The 20157-nt window shown below is 71.2% G+C and carries 14 protein-coding genes; 3 read left to right on the top strand and 11 right to left on the bottom strand.

The features are described 5' to 3' along the window. Window positions 1-3 precede the first annotated feature (3 nt). From HS104_07220 to HS104_07230, 3 genes are read right to left on the bottom strand one after another with little or no spacing between them, the layout of a single operon-like run. Window positions 4-864: a site-specific DNA-methyltransferase gene (locus HS104_07220; protein ID MBE7479758.1), complete on the bottom strand. Its 861-nt coding sequence runs from the start codon at window positions 862-864 to the stop codon at window positions 4-6. Further along, entirely contained in the window at window positions 857-1705 is an 849-nt protein-coding gene (locus HS104_07225) for a penicillin-insensitive murein endopeptidase (protein MBE7479759.1), read from the bottom strand. The genes HS104_07220 and HS104_07225 overlap by 8 nt, the downstream gene beginning before the upstream one ends. After that, window positions 1702-4359 (bottom strand): 1-acyl-sn-glycerol-3-phosphate acyltransferase, encoded by a 2658-nt coding sequence (locus HS104_07230; protein MBE7479760.1) that lies wholly within the window; start codon window positions 4357-4359, stop codon window positions 1702-1704. Before HS104_07230 ends, HS104_07225 begins: the two co-directional genes overlap by 4 nt. 1 nt (window position 4360) lies before the next feature. Here HS104_07230 and HS104_07235 point away from each other — a divergent pair, with 1 nt between their 5' ends. Further along, window positions 4361-5818, top strand: a complete 1458-nt coding sequence (locus HS104_07235; GenBank protein ID MBE7479761.1) for a hypothetical protein — start codon at window positions 4361-4363, stop codon at window positions 5816-5818. 10 nt (window positions 5819-5828) lie between these two features. Here the strand turns inward: HS104_07235 and HS104_07240 are convergent, their stop codons facing one another. Both HS104_07240 and HS104_07245 read right to left on the bottom strand, forming a co-directional pair. Beyond that, complete coding sequence (locus HS104_07240; GenBank protein ID MBE7479762.1) at window positions 5829-7268, bottom strand: DUF4832 domain-containing protein; 1440 nt, start codon at window positions 7266-7268, stop codon at window positions 5829-5831. Between the two features lie 63 nt (window positions 7269-7331). Next, complete coding sequence (locus HS104_07245; protein ID MBE7479763.1) at window positions 7332-8309, bottom strand: quinone oxidoreductase; 978 nt, start codon at window positions 8307-8309, stop codon at window positions 7332-7334. Between the two features lie 257 nt (window positions 8310-8566). Here HS104_07245 and HS104_07250 point away from each other — a divergent pair, with 257 nt between their 5' ends. After that, window positions 8567-9787 carry a hypothetical protein gene (locus HS104_07250; protein MBE7479764.1) on the top strand — a complete coding sequence of 407 codons (1221 nt, stop codon included), beginning with the start codon at window positions 8567-8569 and terminating at the stop codon, window positions 9785-9787. Between the two features lie 757 nt (window positions 9788-10544). On the opposite strand, the gene HS104_07255 is transcribed toward HS104_07250, so the two are convergent. From HS104_07255 to HS104_07275, 5 genes are all read right to left on the bottom strand, one after another. Further along, window positions 10545-11564: a dipeptide ABC transporter ATP-binding protein gene (locus HS104_07255; GenBank protein MBE7479765.1), complete on the bottom strand. Its 1020-nt coding sequence runs from the start codon at window positions 11562-11564 to the stop codon at window positions 10545-10547. Between the two features lie 92 nt (window positions 11565-11656). After that, window positions 11657-12667: an ABC transporter ATP-binding protein gene (locus HS104_07260; protein MBE7479766.1), complete on the bottom strand. Its 1011-nt coding sequence runs from the start codon at window positions 12665-12667 to the stop codon at window positions 11657-11659. Window positions 12668-12705: 38 nt separating this feature from the next. Continuing rightward, a complete protein-coding gene (locus HS104_07265) occupies window positions 12706-13353 on the bottom strand; it encodes a hypothetical protein (protein MBE7479767.1) in 648 nt (215 codons plus the stop codon). A gap of 69 nt (window positions 13354-13422) precedes the next feature. Then, a complete protein-coding gene (locus tag HS104_07270; protein MBE7479768.1) occupies window positions 13423-16551 on the bottom strand; it encodes a VWA domain-containing protein in 3129 nt (1042 codons plus the stop codon). Further along, window positions 16551-18512, bottom strand: a complete 1962-nt coding sequence (locus tag HS104_07275; GenBank protein MBE7479769.1) for a VWA domain-containing protein — start codon at window positions 18510-18512, stop codon at window positions 16551-16553. The genes HS104_07270 and HS104_07275 overlap by 1 nt, the downstream gene beginning before the upstream one ends. A 434-nt stretch (window positions 18513-18946) precedes the next feature. On the opposite strand from HS104_07275, the gene HS104_07280 reads away from it, so the two are divergent. Beyond that, complete coding sequence (locus tag HS104_07280) at window positions 18947-19120, top strand: hypothetical protein (protein MBE7479770.1); 174 nt, start codon at window positions 18947-18949, stop codon at window positions 19118-19120. Window positions 19121-19257: 137 nt separating this feature from the next. Here the strand turns inward: HS104_07280 and HS104_07285 are convergent, their stop codons facing one another. Then, window positions 19258-20157: a DUF58 domain-containing protein gene (locus HS104_07285; GenBank protein MBE7479771.1), complete on the bottom strand. Its 900-nt coding sequence runs from the start codon at window positions 20155-20157 to the stop codon at window positions 19258-19260.

The following is a 20157-nucleotide window of genomic DNA, read 5'->3' on the forward strand; positions in this document are numbered from 1 at the left end:
CCCTCACACGCCCAGGCGCGCCCGCGCGATCGCCAGCGCCACCGGGCTCCGATCGACGCCGACCCAGCGCCGGCCGAGGCGCGCCGCCACCGCCAGCGTGGTGCCGCTGCCGCACATCGGATCGAGCACGCGGCTGCCCTCGCGAGTCGTCGCGCGCACGATGCGCTCCAGCAGGCGCTCGGGCTTCTGCGTCGGGTAGCCGGTGGTCTCGGGGTTGAGCGGGGTGTTCGCCCGCATGGCGGGGCAGTCGCTCCAGACGCTGCCGAGCTGGCGTCCGACGTCGGCGTAGTAGCGATACGTCTTGCCCGCGATGGTGCGGTCGCGGTAGCGACGCCCGCTCGCGTCTTGGTTCTTGAAGTGCATCTTCTGGCTCACGGACGCGAACGGCTCGCGCAGCCACGGGTCCTGGTGGTTCCAGAGCATCTCGCGCCCGGGCGCGTAGACCAGGATGGTCTGGTGGGTCACGCTGGGGCCGCGCCGGCCGCGCGCGCCGTTGCCGGGCACCCAGACGATCTCGCCTTTGAACGCGCCGCGGCCGAGCACGCGATCGGCGAGCACCTTCGCGTCGTGGACCGTGCGGTGGTCGAGGTGCAGCCACAGGCTGCCGGTCTCGGCGAGCACGTCGCGGAGCACCGCGAGCCGCGGCTCCAGCATGCCCAGGAAGGCGTCGAGACCGCCCCAGGCGTCGGCGTAGGCGTGCTCGCCGCGGATGCGCGCGCCCTGTTTGCCGCGCGCCCGGTGCGCGAGCCCCGTGTTGAACGGCGGATCGACGTACACCAGGTCGAAGCGCTCCGTGGCGCGGCGCACCAGCCTGGGCACGAGCTCGAGGCAGTCACCCTCGAGCAGCTTGCCCTTCTCAGGCATCTCCGCCGGCGGCTGCGCTTTCCAGCGCCGCGGCCTCCAGGCCGAAGGGGTCGTCGCGGGCGATCTCGCCGAGCGTCTGCGCGTCGAGCTCGCCGAGGGGCGGCAGGCTCCGGAGCCACTCCCAGCGCGGCCCGCCGCCTTCGCAGCCCGCCGCCTCTTCCTCCGCGGAGCAGGCGATGCGCACGTGGACGTGGTCGTCGTGGGGGCTCGAGTCGCCGGGCTCGAGCAGCATGGTCTCCGCGCGCCAGATGATCTCGAGGGGCTCCCCGCGGGCGCGGGCGTAGTCGATGAGCAGGGCCTCGACGCCGCGGCTCGCGAACATCCACTGCACCTGGGCTTCTTCCGAGCTCACCAGCTCCTTGACCAGGAGCCAGTTGCGCTCGACGTCCAGGCGCACGAAGTGCTCGTCCTTCACCTGGGCCAGGCCGTCGGTGCCGATCTTGGCGAAGCCGGGGCTCGGCACCGGCGCGCCGGAGGGCGTCGTCACGTAGAACAGGAGATCGACGTCGCGGCCGGTGCGGTGCGAGCGGTGCCCGGGGATCTTGCCGCCGTGGCGGGCCGAGAGATCGCCGACTACCAGCGGCGCGCCGCCGGGCACGGCATCTTTGACCTTGGCCGCGATGCCGGTGATGCTGCGCACCAGCCGCGGGTTGCCCCAGTAGTTCGGGCTCTTCGGCCGGTAGCGCACGAAGCCGGGACCCTTCACCGGCAGCTCCTCCGCGCCGCGGAGCACGCCGGCGTGTGGAACGCCCACGGAGCCGTCCACGTTCGGGGCCAGTGGGGTGGGCGTCCCGACGCAGCCGGTCGCGAAGACAAGGCACGGCCAGAGCGCGCGTCTCATGCGCCGTCCTCACCCAAAAACAGCGCGATCTTGCTCTCGATGGTGGCCACGGCCTTCTGGGTCGCGAAGGTGTCGGTCAGCTCCAGCTTGCCTTCGCTCTTCATGATGTAGCCCTGGTCCACGAACGAGGCGAGCGCGTTTTCGACCAGCGGCTTGCTCACCGACTCCCGCCGCGAGAGCTCGCCGGCGAAGAACATGCGATTGCCGAGCGCCAGGCTCTTTTTGGTGAGCTCCTTCTCGCTGGCGGCGCCTTTGAGCAACAGCGCGAGCCCCCGGGCGGACACGCGGTAGCCCTCCAGGAAGCTCACCACGATGGCTGCGTAGAGCTCGAGCCACTCGCGGCCCGACCAGCCACCGGCACCCGGGCCGGGCACGAGCGCGCCGCTCGCGTCTCGCCCGAGCGCGCCGCTCTCCTGCATGCCGAGCAGCGTCTCGTCGAAGATGGCGTCGAAGGGCGCGTCGGCGCGGAAGCGGAACTCGTGCTTGAACAGCCGCGACAGGGTCTGGACGCGCTCGCGCACCGTGTCCTCGGCGACGGGAGGGCCCGGCGAGACCAGCAGGGCCACCGCGACCAGCGCCCGCTCGACGAAGAAGTGGATGATGATGTTCTTGGAGGTGTCGAGCACCAGGCGCTTCTTCTCGACGGGCGTGAGGATGGACTCGTCCTCGATGGCCCGCGAGCGCTTCTCCTTCACCCCTTCGCCGAGCGGCGTGTGCACGTCCACGAGCTCGGCGTCCGCGAACATCTGGGCGGCCTCGCGGATGGCCTCGGCGCGCAGCGTGCCCGAGGGGGTGACGGCGCCGGGCGTGGCCCGCGCGCCCATCGACGCGAGCACCGAGAGCAGCTGGGTGGCACGCTCCACCAGCTCGGTGAACGGGATGCCGCGGCGCGGGTGCGTGAGCAGCGCCATGGCGGTGAGCGCGCCGGGGGTCACGGCGGTGACCTGGTTGATCTCGTCCATCACCCGGTTGCCGAGCCGTGTCACCAGCGCGCGGCGCTTGGCCGGCGAGCTGATGCGCCCGAGATCCGTCCCGAGCTCCTGCGCCAGCTCGGAGAGGCTCAGGATCTGGCCGAACTGAAGGTTGATGCGCCCGTAGCGGTGGCGCAGCACCTCGGGCGCCCGCAAGAGATCCGTGGCGTCTTCCTTCTTCTTCTCGCCGCCGGCCATCTCGTGCACGTAGCTGCCGGCCTCGACGATGCGCTCGTAGCCGATGCTGACCGGCACGAAGTACGTGGTGCGCTGCGGCACCGCCAGCGCCGCGTCCACGATCATGTTCAGTAGGCCGAACTTCGGCGAGAGCAGCTTGCCGGTCCGGCTGCGGCTGCCCTCCAGGAACAGCTCGATGGGGTAGCCGTCGCGGATCAGCCGGCGGATGTAGGCGTCCACGACCGCCGTGTAGAGCTTGTCGCCCTTGAACGAGCGGCGGATGAAGAACGCGCCGCTCCGGCGGAAGATGGTGCCGACGGGGAAGAAGTTCAGGTTCTCGCCCGCGGCGATCAGCGGCAGCTGGAGGTTCGACTCGTTGAAGACGTAGCTCAGGATCAGGTAGTCGATGTGGCTCTTGTGGCTGGGCAGGAGCACCAGCGAGCCCTGCTTGGCCGCCTCGCGCACCCGCTCGATCTCGGTCTTGTCGTACTCGATGCCGGCGTAGATGCGGTGGAAGACGCGATCGAAGATCGCCTCGAGCCCCTTGATGGCGGCCATGTCCGGCGTCGCCTGGAGCTCCCTCAGCATGCTCAGGGCCCGGGCCGTGATCACGTAGCGGTCGGTCGGCTTCTCGCCGGCCAGATCCTCGATGATGCCGCGCAGGCGCGGCGTCCTGAGGATCTCCATGCGCACGCGATCGGGGGCCTTCTCGGCGGGGCCGGTCACGCTGCGCCGCTCGCGCTCCACACGAGCCAACATCGCGTAGGTGATGCGCCGCACCGCGACGTCCTCGCTCAAGCTCTCCTTGGCGAGGAACGCCCGGAGGTCGAGCGCGTCCCCGGCCTTCAGCGCGACGTGCTTGTAGTTGTAGAGGAACTGTCCGACCGTGCGCACGGGGCTGGGCCACTCGCGGGGGCCGAGCACGAAGTCGAAGGAGCCCTTGCCGCGGGTGTCGGGCTCCTTGCTCCAGACGAAGACCTGAGGAACGAGCAGGATGGGGCGGTCCTGGCGGTTCTGAAGGCGGATCAGCGTGCGGACCAGGTCGTCGCCCTCCGTGAGCCCGCGCCCGTGGCTGCCGCCCGCCGCCACGTCGAGCACGCCGGGCGGGCGCTTCAAGAACAGCGCCGCGGAGCCGCCGCGGGTGAGGGCGTCGGCGAGCTCGTCGGAGGCGCTCACGTCGCGTCGCGGAAAGATGGCGTTGAGCCAGCCCTTGCCCATCGGGTTCAGGATCCACAGGCCGAGGTCGTTGGCGAAGCGGACCTGGGGCAACGCGAAGCGTTTGGTCAGGTGGTCGAGCGCCAGAAAATCGATGAAGTTGAGGTTCCGGAGCACGTAGACCACGCTGCCCCGATCGGCCAGACGGCGGACGTCGTCCACCCAGGACTCGTCCACCTGGATGCGATCGAAGAACCGGCGATACAGCGCTCGAAGCGCGGGATTCGGTTCGTAAGGCTGAGTCAGCTCGCGCTTCGGCATTCGCTGGCACACCCCGCTCGGGCGAGGCATCATGCGCCGCCGAGCCATGCTTTGCAATTCGCGCCCGAGCTTCGGACCGCCCCTGGCGATTTGCGCGGCGCTCGCCTGTTTTTCCGCCTGCAAACGCCGCGTGCCGGAGAGCGCTCCGAGCGCGGCCCCGAGCGCGTCGGCAGCACCGGTCAGCGCGTCGCCCCGCTGCAGCGAGCCGTTCCCGGGCAAGAGCTTCACGCTGGGTGAGCGCGGCGCCGAGGCACCCGACTCCGGGCAGGAAGAGGATGACGGCACCGACCAACCGGCGCTGCCGTTCGCGGTGGAGATCGGCCGGGGCCTCTCGTTCGGCGACGGCTTCGCGGTGTCGGCGCTCTCGATGCAGGCGGGGAAGACCACCGCGCTCGTGGCCCTGCTCGACGCCGAGGCCGGGACGGGGCGCGTGGCGGAGCTCGGCAAGCTCCACGCCAACCCGGAGCCCCCGGAGCTGGCCGCGTTCGAGGACGACCTGATCGCGCTGGTCCACGACACCGACGCGGGCGGCGAGCTGCTCAAGCTCGCTGCCATCAAGCCCAGCGCCGGCAAGCTCGGCGTGGTGCTGGGCGCCGAGATCGCCGAGAGCCGGGACGAGTCCCGGGTCGCCGGCCTGGAGCTCGGGCCCGAGCGGGGCGTGGCCATCTGGGACGAGTGGAGCGCGACGGACAAGCACGGCGTGATCGTCACCGCGAGCTTCGCGCGCAAGGACGTCTCCAACGTCACCAAGAAGCGCATCGTCTCGACGCCCAGCGAGGACGCGGAGTCGCCGCGCATCGTCCGCCGGCCGGGAGGCTTCTGGGCGGCCTGGGTGGCGCGCGCAATCACCCCCAAACAGAAGACCTTGCCGCCGAAGCCTGCGGCTGGCCCGGCGCCGAGCGCGTCCGCGGACGTCTCGGAGCCCGCGGTGGTCGAGCTCGGAGAGCGTTACCTCGCCGCGGTGCCGCTCGATCAGAACGGGGTGGCGCTCGGCGAGCCCAAACCGGTCACGCCGAAGAACGCGCACGTGCTGGTGTTCGATTTGGCGCCGGGGGCAGATGGCTCCGCGCTCCTTTCCTGGCGCGACGACGACTCGGCGCCGGGCGCCGAGGAGCGCCGCATCCACCTGGGGAGGGTGCGGGCGGACGGCTCCGTGGAGCGCCACTTGCTCGACGACGAGGGGCCGGGCGTGGGGGCGCCCGCGCTCCTGGTGGACTCGGCGCCGAAGGACCCGAGCGCGCCGCACGGCTGGCTCTCGCTCGGCAGCGTGAGCGACGCCACCCGCATCGGAGCGGTGAACGCCAGCGCGAGCCTGCTCGACTCCCTCGGGCCCGAGCCCGTCGTGCGCAGCGCGGAGCTGCTCGCGCTCGCGCGGGGCCGCCTGCTCCTGGCGCGTCCGAGGGGGCTCGCGATGGAGCTCAGCGTGGTGGAGTGCAAGCCGGGGCCGGCGCCGGCGCTGGCTGTCGCGCCTCCCGCATCATCCAAGTGAGCCGACTGGCTCAGGGCGTCAGCGACAGGTCCGCGGAGAGCAAGTTCGTTCCGGTCGTCGCGTCCCAGCCCGTGGCGTTCGCGAAGCGGATGGCGTACTCCGGGATCTCGCGCAGCGCGGGCGCAGGATCCGGCAGCCGGAGCGCCAGCGAGTAGCTGCCCGGCGGCAGGGACGCTGGCAGGGGCACCGAGACGTCGAAAGCGTGACTGCCGGCGTCGAAGCGCCGCGGATCGACCGGGAGCTTGGCCACGAAGCGGGTCGGGCCATCGAGGATCAGCTCGAGCTCGCGCGCGTGATAGGGCGCGGCGAAGCCGTCGTTGCGGAGCTTCACCGACAGGGGCAGCGCGCAGCCGGGGCTCGCCGTCTCCGGGAAGGTCGCCGACTCGAGCACCAGGCGATAGCCGAGCCGGCTCGCGATCTCGTCGTAGCAACCCTCGCTCTGGAAGCGGGCGAGGGCGGCGGGGTGGTAGACCGCGTTCAGGAAGGACCAGCGGAGCTGGCTCATCTCGGGCACGGCGACCTTGCAGGTCGTGCGCGCGGGGTAGTCCGCGCAGGTCTCGCCACCGATGGGCACGAAGCGCGTGTCCTCTCCGATCAGCGCCTTCCACGCGGCGGCCTGCCCGGACGGGTAGGTGCCCATGTCGTCGTCGCTGGCCAGGAAGCAGTCGTTGTGATGCCCGAGGCGCGAGACCGGCGTGCCGTCGAAGGCCTGGGCCGCGGTGACGGGACCTCCCGCGTGGTCGTGCTTGAAGCTCCAGCGGCGCACGAGCACGAACATGTCGGCGGGAGTCGCGGCGAGCAGCGCGTCCAGGATCGCCTTCTTGGCTGCGGCGTCGGTGTCGAGGCCGTTGCTGCTCGAGTGCCACTCGCCCCACGGACCGATGAAGCCCGCCTCGAGCACCGCGATCACGTCAGCGTGCTGCTTCAAGAGCGGGGCGAGAGCCTGAATGTGCTCGAGGATCCGCGGCAGCTTCGCGTCGTTGGGAGCCGCCATGTCGTTCCGGTACACGAAGCGCAGGATCACCTTGATCTTGGCGGCGCGGACCCGGTCGAGGCCCGCGGAGAGCTGGCTCAGGAAGCCGCTCGGGATGGGCGCGTCGAGGTAGTCGAGGAGCGACACGCCGGCGTAGGCCAGCGTGCGGCCCGCGGCGCGCACCCCCTGGAAGTCGTCGGTCGAGGCGAGATCGACGAAGTCGTGGAAGCCGCGTCCCGGATTCAGCACCTGCTCGCTCGGGCCGAGGGCGACGAAGGTGTGCAGGGTCGGGGCGCCGGGGCAGGCCGGCGCATCGGCGGAGGCGTCGCCGCCGGAGCCGCCGCCGCCGGCGCTGCCGCCGCTGCCGGCGCTGCCGCCGCTGCCAGCGGTTCCACCCGTCGCCGCGACCTCGGAGGTGTCGTCCCCACAGGCCGCGGCGAGCGCGAGCGGCACGAAGCAGAGCAGTGCTCGCGGCATGCGCTTCTCAGCTCGCCGCTCCGGCGCGCTCGTTCAGCACCTTCTTGCGCTCCTGCACGGGGCTCAGGGCTCGAGCAGACACGAGCCGACGGTCTGCCGCGCCTCCATGGTGCGGTGAGCCTGCTCTGCTTCGCGGAGCGGCCAGCGCCGGGTGATGTCGATCTTCACGATGCCCCGAGCGACCACGTCGAACAGGGCGTTGGCGCTCGCGATCAGCTCCTCGCGCTTGGCCGTGTAGGCCATCAGCGTGGGGCGAGTGAGGTAGAGGGAGCCCTTGGTCGAGAGCAGTTGCATGTCGAAGGGGTCCGGCTTGCCGGAGGCGTTGCCGAAGCCGACCAGCATGCCGCGCGGGGACAGGCAGTCGAGGGAGCCCAGGAAGGTGCTCTTCCCGACGGAGTCGAATACCACCGGCACGCCGGCGCCGCCGGTCAGCTCGCGCACGCGCTTCGGGAAGTCTTCCTCCGTGTACACGATGGTGTGCGCGCAGCCGTGGGCCCGGGCCAGCTCCGCCTTCTCGCGGGAGCCGACGGTGCCGATGACGGTGACGCCGAGGTGACGGAGCCACTGGCAGGCGATGAGACCCACTCCGCCCGCCGCGGCGTGGAACAAGACGGTCTCGCCGCTCCGCACCGGCCGGCAGCGTTGCGTGAGGTACTCGACGGTCATGCCCTTGAGCATCATCGCGGCGGCCTGCTCGTCGGACACCGACGGCGGGACGTGCACCAGGCGATCGGCGGGGATCAGGCGCGCCTCGGCGTAGGCTCCCGGCGGACCGCCGGCGTACGCCACGCGATCGCCGACCTTCACCTCGGTCACGCCCGGCCCGATGCTCTCGACCACGCCGGCCGCTTCCATGCCGATGCCGTGGGGCAGGGCGGGGAGGGGATACAAGCCGCTCCGGTGATAGGTGTCGATGAAGTTCAGCCCGATGGCGCGGTGGCGCACCAGCGCCTGACCCGGTCCCGGCTCGGGCAGCGCGACCTCGTCGAGCGAGAGCACCTCGGGCCCGCCGGTTTGGTGGATGCGGATGGTCTTGGGCATGGCGGGGAGCTTAGGGCAGGGGCTGGTTCACGTCACCCGCGCAGGGAGCGCGCCATTGCGCTCGTTCTCTACTCGTCGGCGTCCGGCCAGTAGTCGAGTAGGTGCGACCGCGGTTGCGAGCGCATGCTGCTCACCGTGCGAGCGTAGCTCACCGCTCCATCATCTGCGACACGAGACGCGATCATGGCACTTCGCCTCGTCCGGGCCGCGAAAGGTCTAGTGGCTACGGACCTCCAACGGGGTGTATATTGGTGAGTATGGTCGTGAGCTGGCTGCGCGTGTCGTCGCTGTTGGTGCCGCTCGCCGTCGCGTTTGCCTGCACCTCCACCACGGAGCACTCGAAGACGGGAGCCGGGGGCGCCGGCGCCGGCGGTACCAGCGGCGCCAGCGGCGCATCGAGCAGCGCTGGCGCGAGCGGAGGAGCGGCGGGCACGCCGCCGTGCAACGACGGCGGTGTCCTCACGGACGAGAACAACTGCGGCTCGTGCGGCCATTCCTGCCTGGGAGGAGGATGCGTGGCCGGCAAGTGTCAGCCCGCGGTGGTCTTCTCCAAGCCGGGCTCGAGCTCGACCTCGGGCACTCTGGGTCCGCTGGTCGCCGACGGTCTTCACTTGTTCGTCGGGGACTCCGGAGATCTGGGGAAGTCGGTGCTGACGGGGGCGTTGTGGGTCATGGACCTCGACGGCAAGAACTTCGAGCGTCTCGACCCTGGCGGGTCCACGGAGGTCGTCGCCCTCGCGAGCGACTCGACCACCGTCTACTGGACGTCGGCCGAAGGGGAGCTCAAGGCGGTCAACAAGGAGGGTGGGGCGGTCTCGTCGCTCGTCAGTGACCCGGTGACGATGCACGGAGTCGCGGTGTCCGGGAAGCATGCCTTCTACGTCGGTGGCACCACCGTGAAGCAGGTGTACCTGGTCGGCAACAAGAGCTGGCCGCTGACCGGACCGCTCCCGAATCCCCGCGCGCTCGCCGTGAGCGGCGGCGCTCTCTACCTCACCACGATGGGAAACGGCCCCGGGTTCCTGGATGGCACCGTCAGCCGAATCGCGGTCGACCTGGGCGACTCGCCCAGCCCAACGCTGAAGACCGTCGAGCCCCTCGTGTTGGATCAGTTCTCGCCGGGGCCCCTGGCCACCGACGCGACCCACGTCTATTGGAGCACCGCGGAGGGCGACATCCATCGAATGGCGTTCGTCGGGGCTGCGCCGGAGTACGTCGCAAAAGCGACCGATGCCGCCGATCAAGCGCCCCAGGCCATCGCCGTCGATGAGGCTCACGTGTACTGGACGAGCTGGGGGGCCTGCGTCACGACCGGCTGCACCATCCAGGGCCGCGTGCAGCGCGCGCCCAAAGCCGGCGGGTCGAAGAAAGAGGTGCTCGCCGAGGGCGAGATGCTGCCCACGGGTATCGCGGTCGCCCAAGGCGCGGTGTACTGGACGAACTGGTGGTTCGCCTCGGTGTCCCGCCTCGCGCTCTGAAGACCTGACGGGTGAGCCAGCCGCGAAGCGGCGCGGCCGCGCGAGCGGCCCCGGGATCACCTCCCGGGTCTTGCCACGGTCAGATCACGATCCGTCAAAGAGGCGTGGCGCCCGAGAATACTGGCGAGGCCAGCGCGGGCATGTTGCAGGTGGGAAGAGCCGCCAGGCGGTGACACGTGCGCGAGCGAGAATGAGAAATTCTCCGCCGCGAAGCGGCGCGGCCGCGCGAGCGGCCCCGGGATCACCTCCCGGGTCTTGCCACGCTCAGATCACGATCCGCCAAAGAGGCGTGGCGCCCGAGATTACTGGCGAGGCCAGCGCGGGCATGTTGCAGGTGGGAAGAGCCGCCAGGCGGTGACACGTGCGCGAGCGAGAATGAGAAGTTCTCCGCCGCGAAGCGGCGCGGCCGCGCGAGCGGCCTCCGCCACTACGTCGTGGGTCTGGCCAAGATCAGATCACGATCGGCCACTGAGACCCAGACGCCCGCGAATACTGGCGAGGCCAGCGCCGGCATGTTGCAGGTGGGAAGAGCCGCCAGGCGCTGACACGTGCGCGAGCGAGAATGAGAAATTCTCCGCCGCGAAGCGGCGCGGCCGCGCGAGCGGCCTCCGGCACAGCATCTTGGATCTTGCCAAGATCAGATCCCGATCGGCCACTGAGACCCAGACGCACGAGAATACTGGCGAGGCCAGCGCCGGCATGCATCAGCGAGCCACGATCGCCTGACGCCAGTGCAGGCGTGATCGCAAACGAAAATTCAAACATAAGGATTCCAGCACGCCACGCGGTGATGGCTGCCCTTCTCAATCTCCTGCAAAGGCGGGCTCTCGACGTCGCACTTGCCCTTCTCCGCCCTGGGGCAGCGCGGGTGGAAGCTACAGCCGGTCGGTGGATCGATGGGGCTCGGGACGTCGCCCTCGAGCAAGATGCGCAGGCGGCGGCGGGCCGGATCGGGGACCGGGATGGCCGAGAGCAGCGCGCGCGTGTAAGGATGGTGGCGCTTTTCGTAGAGCGTGGCGGCCCGGGCGACCTCGACGATCTTGCCGAGGTACATCACGGCGACGCGCCGGCTCACGTATTCGACCACCTTGAGGTCGTGGGAGATGAACAGGTACGAGAGCTTGTACTCGTCCTGTAGGTCGAGCAGCAGGTTGACGATCTGCGCCTGGATCGACACGTCCAGGGCGCTGATGGGCTCGTCGCAGACGATGAAGTCCGGCTCGACGGCGAGCGCCCGGGCGATGCCGATGCGCTGGCGCTGGCCGCCGCTGAACTCGTGGGGGTAGCGGTGCATCGCTTCGGGCCGGAGGCCCACCCGCGTGAGCAGGGCCTCGACCTTGGCCTCTTCCTCCGAGCGCGAGCTCGCCAGCTTGTGGATGCTGAGCGCCTCTCCCACGATGGCGCGGACGGTCATGCGTGGGTTCAGCGACGAGTACGGATCCTGGAAGATGATCTGCATGCGCCGCCGGAGCGGGCGCAGCTGGGCCTGGGAGAGCGGCGTGATGTCCTTCTGGTCGAAGACGATGCGGCCGAAGGTCGGCTCGATCAGGCGCAGCACGGTGCGGCCCAGCGTGCTCTTGCCGCAGCCGCTCTCCCCCACCAGGCCGAGCGTCTCGCCGGAGCGCACGTAGAAGGTCACGCCGTCCACCGCGCGCACCAGCTTGGTGCGGCCGAGCAGGCCCTTCCTGACCGGGAAGAACTTCGCCAGGCGCTCGACCTGGAGCAGCGTCTTCTTCTTCTCGCGCGGCGCCTCCGCGGCGTCGGGTGCCCCGGCCACCGCCGCAGCCGCTTCTTCCGCCGGCGGCTCCCAGAGCGCAGCGCTCCCGAGCTCGTCGTTACCGCCGTTCTTCTCCTTGTCGTCGGGCTCGCTCAATTCGCCCCCTTCGCGAAGTGGCAGCGCACGCTGCGGTCCTCGGCGACGCGGGAGAGCTCGGGCTCTTCGTTGGTGCAGCGCTCGGCGCCGTCAGGACCACTGGCGTAGAGCGCGCAACGGTCGGCGAAGCGGCAACCCGCCGGCAGCTTGGCCAGATCGGGCACCACGCCGTCGATGGTGGGGAGCCTCCGGGGCTTGCCCGCGTCCTGCGACGAGTCCATGGGCGGGACGCTGGCGAGCAGCCCTCGAGTGTAGGGGTGCAGCGGGTCGGCGAAGATCTGCTCGACGCTGCCGGTCTCGACCACGCGGCCGGCGTACATGACCACCACGTCGCTGGCGAACTCGGCCACTACACCCAGGTCGTGGGTGATGAACAGGATGCTCATGCCCAGGTCTTCCTGGAGGCGCCGGAGCAGGTCGAGGATCTGCGCTTGGATCGTCACGTCGAGGGCGGTCGTCGGCTCGTCGGCGATGAGCAGCGCCGGATCGCAGGCCAGCGCCATGGCGATCATCACGCGCTGGCGCATCCCGCCGGACAGCTGGTGCGGGTAGGCGTCGATGCGCTCCGCGGGGCTCGGGATGCCGACCAGCTTCAGCATCTCCAGGGCGCGGTCACGCGCCGCGCGCCGGCTCACCTTGCGGTGGATGCGGATGGCCTCGACGATCTGCGCGCCCACGGAGTACACCGGGTTCAGCGACGTCATCGGCTCCTGGAAGATCATCGAGATCTTGTCGCCGCGGACGCTGCGCATCTCCTTCTCCGGCAGCCCGACCAGGTCCTTGCCCAGAAAGTCGATCTTGCCCCGCTCGATGCTGCCGGGGGGCGACGGGACCAAGCGCATGATCGACAGCGCCGTGACGCTCTTGCCGCAGCCGCTCTCGCCGACGACCGCCAGGGTCTTGCCCTTCTTCACGCTGAACGACACGTCGTCCACCGCGCGGAGCGTCCCGCGGTCGGTATGGAACGCCGTCGTCAGGTGCTCCACCTGGAGCAGCGTGTCGGACATCGCCGGGACGTTAGAGCGACTTCATCGCCGATGGAACCTCACCTCACGTAAATCTCCAGGCGCGGGCTCCTTCCGCCGCTCGTGCCGGTCGCGAAGCTCGCGCCGGCGCTGTCGCCGGAGCCGGCGCGGAGCGCGATCCCGTGGTCGCTTCCGGCGTTTTCGGCGAGGTGAGTCACCAGCGCCGTCACGTCGACGCGCAGCGGGCTCGGGGGCGTGGAGCGCGCGAGGCCGCGGCTGCGCGGCGGGCCGAGCTCGGGCTGCTCGATCCGGGTGAGGGAGCTCGGCTCCCAGCGCTCTCGCACGCGCCACACGTCCACGGCGACGTCCTCGGCGCTGCCGAAGGTCGCCGGCATCGGCTCGAGGATCAGGAACGCGGCTTCGATGCGCCGCTTGTGGCGCCAGACCGGCGGGAACTTCAGGTACAGCGTCGAGGTGCCGTTCGCGCCGCCGCCGAAGGTGACCGCAGCCGGCAGCTCGCCGGGCTCGGTCGCGGCGTTGCCCACCACGGCCATCTGCTCGGGCTCGAGCACCAAGCGGTGGCTATCCGCGGGCACCGGATCGCCGCCGGCGACCACGCAGCGGTTGGCCAGGCACTCCTGACCCTCGGGGCAGACGCCGGCGGAGGCGCAGGGCTCCGGCCCGCGGGAGCATGCGGCAGCGAGGGCGAGCAGGCAGAGGGACCTCATGCGAGCGCCGGGGATAGTAGCCCCGTGTTGCGCGCTTTGGCGTCCGAGAATGCCCGGCGGGGTTCGCATCTACTTCCGTCGTCCGCGCCGGCGTGCCAGCAGGATCTCGGCGGCGCTCATCTGACGGGAGGAAGCTGGCCCCGCCGCAGGCTCGGCGCCGGCCTGGGCCGCGTGCGCCGGTGGCGGGGCGACGACCGGTCGCGGGGCAGGGGTCGCGTGGCCGAAGCGAGGCACGCTGGGGGGGGCGGCGTCGGTCGTGACGCGGGGGTGCGGGAGCTCCGCACCGCGCTCGTGCTTGCGCTCCCGAAGCGCGCCCAGCGTGCTGGTGGCTGCTCGGGACTCTTCCGCGCGCGCTTCGGCCGCGGCCTGGGTGCGCGCCTCCCGCGCGCGCGCCCGCGCCCGCCACCGGGCCGGGAGCGAGCTCAGGCGCTCCGGCAAGGCGAGCTTGCGCGCGCCGACCCCGAACAGCAGCGCGAGCGCGGCGAGGAGCAAGAGCGGCGGAGTCAGGCTGGTGTAGGCGAAGCGCTTGACGCTGCGCTCCTTGAAGATGCCGGCGAGCGTGTCGCGGACCTGTCCGCCGGTGATCTCGGCGACGCGGGTCAGCAGGCCGCGGTCGGTGCCCGTCGGCCGAAGCTCTTCGCCGGCGCTCAGCACCGCCCCGGTGGTCGCGACGGCGTCGCCGGCGATCTCGTCGATTGCCGTCGCGATGTAGGCGCCCGGGCGCGAGAGCGGGATGGTCGCGGCGTAGGCGCCGGCGCCCACGGCCTCGAGGGGGATCTCGCGCTGGAACCCGTCGGGACCCGCCACGCGGGCCTTGAGCCGGCGGAAGCTCTCGGCGCGCCCGTCGTCGCCGACCAGGTTCGCTCGCACGTGCAGCTCGCCGCCGGCCGCGTCGGCTTCGAGGCGCACTCGCGGGTCGTCCGCGCGTCGAGTCAGATCGCGCGCGAGCTGGCCGAACAGACGCGACGCCTCCGGCGACGAGGTCCAGGCGCGGCCCCAGCGGTCCTTGTAGTCGCTGGTGAAGGCCCCAGCGCGGCCGATGCCGATCGACCAGGTGGCCAGGATGGGATCCCCCTCGGGGCCCCTGAGGTGGACCTGCGCGCGCCCCTTCGGGATCGTGACCACGTAGCCGGTGAGCACCGGGAGCGCGCCGAGGTCGATGCCTCGGGTGGCAGCGCCGGGCGAGGCCGGCTCCGCCTTGAAGGTGGTCTCGTTGATCGAGCTCTTGGCGGCGAGCACGGTCTCTTGAGCGAAGATGCTGGGGAGCCGGCCCGCGTCCTCGACCAGGTAGAAGCGCCCGTCGCCGAGGCGCGCCATCTTCTCGAGATCCGCCGTGTCGGAGCCGCGGCCCAGGGAGATGACGCTGGTGGTGATGCCGCGGGACTTCGCCCCCGCGACCAGGCCGAAGGCCCCCGCGCGCTCCTCGGCGTCGGAGCCGTCCGCGAACAGGAGCAGGTGCTTGAGGTTCACTTTCTCGCGATCGAGGGCGGCGTAGGCGGCTTGCAGGGTGAGGTCCACGTAGATGCCGCCGCCGCCGGGCCCCACGGCGCGGATGGCCTTGCTGATGGCCGCCTTGTCCGTGAGCGGCCCGAGCGGGACGGTCCAGCTGACCACGGTGTCCACGTGCATGACTCCGAGCCGATCGCCCGTGCCCAGGAGCTCCGCCGAGCGCGCGGCCGCCTCGTTGGCGAGCTCGAGCTTGGTGTGCTTCCCTGCGCGCATCGCCATCGAGCCGGAGTAGTCGATGGCGATCACCTCCGCGAGGCTCGCGCGCCGGCGCTCCTGCTTCAGGTCGAAGGAGACCGGGCTGACCTCCTCGATGGGGGTCTTGCCGTAGCCGCCCGGCCCGAGGGACTTGTCACCTCCCATCAGGAGCAGGCCCCCGCCCAGATCGCGCACGTAGCTGGCGAGGGCGTCGATCTGGGTCGGGGACAGATCGGGCGCCGGGATGTCGGAGAGCACCAGCACGTCGTAGGAGGCGAAGCCCGCGATGTCGGCGGGAACGCTGCTCGGGCCGACGCTGTCCACGCGGAAGGCAGCCGCCTCGAGCGCGCGGATCATGGCTCCGGCGAGCTTGGGATCGCGCTCCATCACCAGGGCCGCGGCCTGGCCGCGGACGCGCACGAAGGTGGACCCGGTGTTGTCCTCGGGCCGCACGTCGAGCTTCGGATCGAGCGCGGTGATCTCGACGTCGTAGCGGTGCAGGCCCGGTCCCGGCGCCTGCTCCCGGAGGCGCAGCACGTCCTCGCCGGCGGCGACCTTGGCGTTGCCCTTCCGGAGCAGCTGTCCGTCGCGGAAAATGCGTAGCTCGAGCGGCGTCTCGGCGCTGGCGGAGGTCACGATCCGCATCTCGATGGTCTCCCCTTCGCTGGCCCGGGGGGGCATGCGCAGCGCGGCGACGCGCACGTCGGGGACCTTGGACTGGTCGAGGGGCACCGCGTCGACCGGGATGCCGGCGGCGACGGCGGCGGCGGCGGCTTCGAGCGGATCGCCCCGGGTCGACACGCCGTCGCTCAGCACCACGATGCGCGCGGCGGAGTCTGCCGGGACCTCGGCCAGAGCACGGCGGATGGCTCCGGCGATGTCGGTGCCGTCGCGCCCGAGCTCGACCTTTTGGGGCGCCGGCAGGCGGCTCCGAGGCCTGAGCGGGTCCTCGACCGCGGCCTCGGCGGCGAAGGCGAGGGTCCCGATGCGGTCGTCGTCACGCATGCCGAGCTCGGCGATCTGGAGCTCGCTTCGGACCCGCGCGTCGGCGTCCGGGACGAGGTCGATGCTGCGGCTGCGGTCGATGACCACCAGGATGGCGAGGCGATCGAGGGGCTTGCCGAGCTCCGCGCCGGACACCGCGAAGGCCGCAGCGAGCGCAGAAAACCCAATCAGGAGCTCGGTGAGCGTGCGGCGGGCGGCGCCCTGGCGCGGCGACAAGCCGAGCAGCCGGTGAGCGATCGCGGCGACCACGACGGCCGCCGGCAGGGCCAAGAGGGGGCGCTCGAACCGGACGTAGTGCTCCGAGAGCACCCGCGCCCAGGTCAGGCCCAGGTAGAGCACCGGCAACACGCCGAGCAGGCTCAGGCCGAGGAGCAGCGGCCGCCGCCCGAGCCCTGCGCGCCGCAGGGCCCAGCCGAGGTAGCTGCCGAAGACCACCAAGCCGAGCGCGAGGGCCAGCCAAGGCAGCTGCGCACCGAGGGCAGGAGGCATCACCGCCCACCTCGCGCCGCGGGGCGGTCCGGCAGCTTCGGCGCCGCGACCGCCAGCGGCGAGCCGACCCGGGGCCGTCGCGTCAACCACCAGGCGTCGAACGCGATGAACGCCAGGGCCAGGGCGGCGAGCACCCACGCCCAGTCGGTGTGCGAGTCCGCCACCGACGCCGCGTCCGAGACCCGGACCGGGGCGCCTCCGCTCGGCAGGGTCTTGGGGGCGATGTTGCTCTCGACCTCGCTGGTGAGGTTGGCGGCCACCAGCACGCTGCCCGGGCGCTCGCCCTTCCAGCTCACGAAGTAGAAGCCGGCCCGAGCCACCTCGGGCACCACCGTGAGCCCCGCCTTGGCGGGGATCGACAGCTTCTTTCCCGCCGGATCCTCCACCTCGACGCTGGTGAGGTCGGGCGGCACCCGCACCGTCATCGGCTCGCCGGTGCGTGCTGGGCCGGTGACGCCGCGGGCCCGATGGGAGCGCGCGAGCTCCACCACGTTGCGGACGAACAGCACGAACGACGCCTTCAGGGGCCAGTTGCTGTCGCCGACGTCGAAGCCCACCAACGTGCCGGTACGGCCTGGAGAGGACACGTCGCTGATCAGCACGCCCTCGCGGGTCTTCACTAGTGCGTCTGCTTGCCCCTCAGTTTCGATTTTGCGAGCGCGGGCGACCTCCACCCCATCCAAGGTCAGAAAACGCAAGCGCGGGTCGGCCTCGCTCCAGGACGTGATGCTGGGCCTCTCGAGGGGCTCGCCCACCAGCGCCGTGCGACACTTGCCGGCCGGCGGGTTCAACAGCAAGACGTCGCCCCCGGGCAGCGGTGCGGGGCACGCGCCGTCCACCACCAAGAGCGCGTCATCGGGGACCGCCGCTGTAGAGAGCGCTTGGAGGCTCGCGCCCAGGAGCTCCACGTCCGGATCCGCGGAGAGCGCGCGCTTCACCCAAGGGGCGCCGTCGCCCGGGGCGAGCACGACCGGGATCTTCCGCCCCATCGGCACCCGGGCGTAGGCCCGGTCGTCCGTCGGCAGGGCGTCGTCCGGCGACAGCTCGACCACCAGCCCCGTGCCGCGGTCGCCGGTCGTGGGCTCGAAGGTGAGGACCACGGGTGCCCGCTCGCCCGGCGCGAGCGTCAGCTTCCGCGACGCCAGGGGCTCGGTCACGTTGCGCTGGCGGAGCGTGACGAAGACGTCCCGCGGTGCCTTGCCGTAGTGGGCGAGCAGCACGAAGGCCTGAACTTGATCGCGTTTCGTGGCTGGATCCAGGCCACTTCGCACGTCCACCCGGACGATGGCGGTGTTCGACGCCTCGCCGCCGACGTCGACCACGTCGACCGGAAGCGACACGGCGGCGAGCGACTCCGGATCGGTGAGCGCTCGATCGGTCACGACCACGATGCGCTTGTCCCCCGGCAGCTGCCGGAGGCGGTCCGCCGCGATGGCCAGGGAGCGGCCCAGGTTGCCCTCGATGTCGCCGGGCTCGAGCCGCTCGATGGCCGCCTCCAGGCGGCGCCCATCCCGGTCGAGCGGCGAGGCGATGCGGGCCTCGCGACCCGCTTCGATAATCAGCGCGTCCGCCCCCGGTCCCAGCGCGCGCACCACGTTGATGGCGGCCGCGCGGGCGGCCTGGATGCGGGTCGTGCCTTCGGGCGTCCGCGCGGCCATCGAAGCGCTGACGTCCACGACGATGGCGACGTGGTCGCCGACGATGGCTCCCCCGCGCGTGGCGGGCTTTGCGAACGCGAGGGCGAGCAGCAAGAGAGCCGCGAGCTGAAGCAGCAGGGGGACCTGCACCAGCAGGCGTTTGAAGGGGCTTTTTGCCAGCAGATCGCGCTCCGCGACGGCCCAGAGCCAAGTCGAGGCGACGCGCAGCTGTACGCGGCGCACCTTCAGCACGTAGAGGAGCACCAACGGCACGACGAGCCCGAGCAGCCAGAGACCCCCGGGGCTACGCAGCTCGATGGGCATGCGCGGGGGAGCTTAGCTTGGACTGGGCCCCCGGTCTGCGGCGCATTGGCGACGCTGCGCGGGCCGCCGTCCGGGAGGTCGTTCGTCACGCCGTATGGGTGCGCCCGCGAAGGGGCGTTTTGCGGGGTTTCTGCGTGAAAAATCAGGGTGTGCGTCGCGCCGCCACGCGCCGACGAGACGCGCTCGCACGCGCTCTCGATCGCTGCGCCGCGAGCGTGACGACACGCCGTCGAGCGCCGCTCCGAGAGCGTGTGCGACGCACGCACCGACGCGCGCACCGAGCGCACGTTCGTGGTGTGCGCGCGAGCACGTCGCGCGCGCGAGTCGACGTTCGAGATCGCGATGCATGAAAAGATCGTCTTGACGAGATGCACTCGAATGGATGAAAGTGTGTTCACCCTGCTCATTCAGTGAGCTGATACGGAGAACAGATCATGGCGGCTAAGAAGAAGGCATCGAAGAAGGCAGCGGCGGCGGCAGCAGCTCCGGCAGCGGCACCCGCGGCAGCCCCGAAGAAGAAGGCGCGTCGCAAGAAGGCAGCCAAGAAGGCGGCCAAGAAGGCGGCTCCGAAGAAGGCCAAGAAGAAGGCCCGTCGGAAGAAGAAGTGAGTCTCTCTCGGTGCCAGGTCGCTGGGCTCGCCCAGCGACTCGGTACCTGAGGGGCTCGAGCGGTGGCGAGCGCGGCGGCTCGAGAGCGTCGCGCTCCTCCCGCGTTCTCTTTCCGTCGTCCGTCAGCGCGCTGACGTTCAGTCGATGGAACGAGCGACGAATCGTCGGACGGCGCCTTCGAGGGCCTCGTCCGTTGCGACGCGTACGTAGCTCGCGCCGTGGCGTCGGGCCCAGGCGCGCAGCTCTTCCACGAGACCCGCGAAGCGGAGCACGTAGGCTTCGACGGCGCTGGCATCCATCGTGATGCTCAGCGACTGTCCCGTCTCCGCATCGACGAGCTCGTAGTCTCCCTCCAATTTCGGCTCGATTTCCCCTCGATCCACCACTTGTACGAGGGCCACGTCGTGTCCGGACACGACCGCGCGGCTGAGCGCGGCGGTCACCGGCCCGGGATCGAAGAAGTCGCTCAGCACGACCAGCATCCCGGGGCGAGGCGACTGTGCGACCACGTCGTCGATGGCGCGCGCCAGATCGACGCGTCCGCTCGGAGCGTCGCGCCCGAGATCGCGGAGCAGCCCGGCGAGCCCACCGCGTCCGCGGCGGGCGTTCGCCCGGCGCGAGATCCCGGTCGTCGTCTCCCGGGCACCCGCCACCAGGACCTGCGCGCGCTGCGAGCCGGCGAGCGCCATGTAGCCCAGGGCCGCGGCCAGGCGGCGGGCGACCTCGATCTTGGGCGGGTCGCCGAACTCGAGGGACGCCGAGGCGTCGAGGAGCAGGCGCACGACCACGTCCTCCTCGGCGCGAAAGAGCTTCACGACCGGGGTGCCCGTGCGGGCGAACGCCAGCCAGTCCACGCGCCGCAGGTCGTCGCCAGGCTCGTAGTAGCGGTGCTCCTGGAACTCCGCGGAGCCGCCGCGGCGCTTGGCCGCGTGCTCACCCGCCGCTCCGGACCGCGCGCGGATCTCCAGTCGGCGCCTGAGCGCTTCGAGCTCGCGGATGAACTCGGGGTCGAGCAGCGAGGGATTCGTACCCGACAC

It is taken from the genome of Polyangiaceae bacterium, from assembly GCA_015075635.1.
GTDB lineage: Bacteria > Myxococcota_A > Polyangia > Polyangiales > Polyangiaceae > JADJKB01.

Bases quoted from the DNA above. Each gene is read 5' to 3' on its own strand.
- HS104_07220 (MBE7479758.1), bottom strand. From the start codon at position 864: ATGCCTGAGAAGGGCAAGCTGCTCGAGGGTGACTGCCTCGAGCTCGTG.
- HS104_07225 (MBE7479759.1), bottom strand. From the start codon at position 1,705: ATGAGACGCGCGCTCTGGCCGTGCCTTGTCTTCGCGACCGGCTGCGTC.
- HS104_07270 (MBE7479768.1), bottom strand. From the start codon at position 16,551: ATGCCTCCTGCCCTCGGTGCGCAGCTGCCTTGGCTGGCCCTCGCGCTC.
- HS104_07235 (MBE7479761.1), top strand. From the start codon at position 4,361: ATGCGCCGCCGAGCCATGCTTTGCAATTCGCGCCCGAGCTTCGGACCG.
- HS104_07250 (MBE7479764.1), top strand. From the start codon at position 8,567: ATGGTCGTGAGCTGGCTGCGCGTGTCGTCGCTGTTGGTGCCGCTCGCC.
- HS104_07240 (MBE7479762.1), bottom strand. From the start codon at position 7,268: ATGCCGCGAGCACTGCTCTGCTTCGTGCCGCTCGCGCTCGCCGCGGCC.
- HS104_07245 (MBE7479763.1), bottom strand. From the start codon at position 8,309: ATGCCCAAGACCATCCGCATCCACCAAACCGGCGGGCCCGAGGTGCTC.
- HS104_07260 (MBE7479766.1), bottom strand. From the start codon at position 12,667: ATGTCCGACACGCTGCTCCAGGTGGAGCACCTGACGACGGCGTTCCAT.
- HS104_07275 (MBE7479769.1), bottom strand. From the start codon at position 18,512: ATGCCCATCGAGCTGCGTAGCCCCGGGGGTCTCTGGCTGCTCGGGCTC.
- HS104_07230 (MBE7479760.1), bottom strand. From the start codon at position 4,359: ATGCCTCGCCCGAGCGGGGTGTGCCAGCGAATGCCGAAGCGCGAGCTG.
- HS104_07280 (MBE7479770.1), top strand. From the start codon at position 18,947: ATGGCGGCTAAGAAGAAGGCATCGAAGAAGGCAGCGGCGGCGGCAGCA.
- HS104_07265 (MBE7479767.1), bottom strand. From the start codon at position 13,353: ATGAGGTCCCTCTGCCTGCTCGCCCTCGCTGCCGCATGCTCCCGCGGG.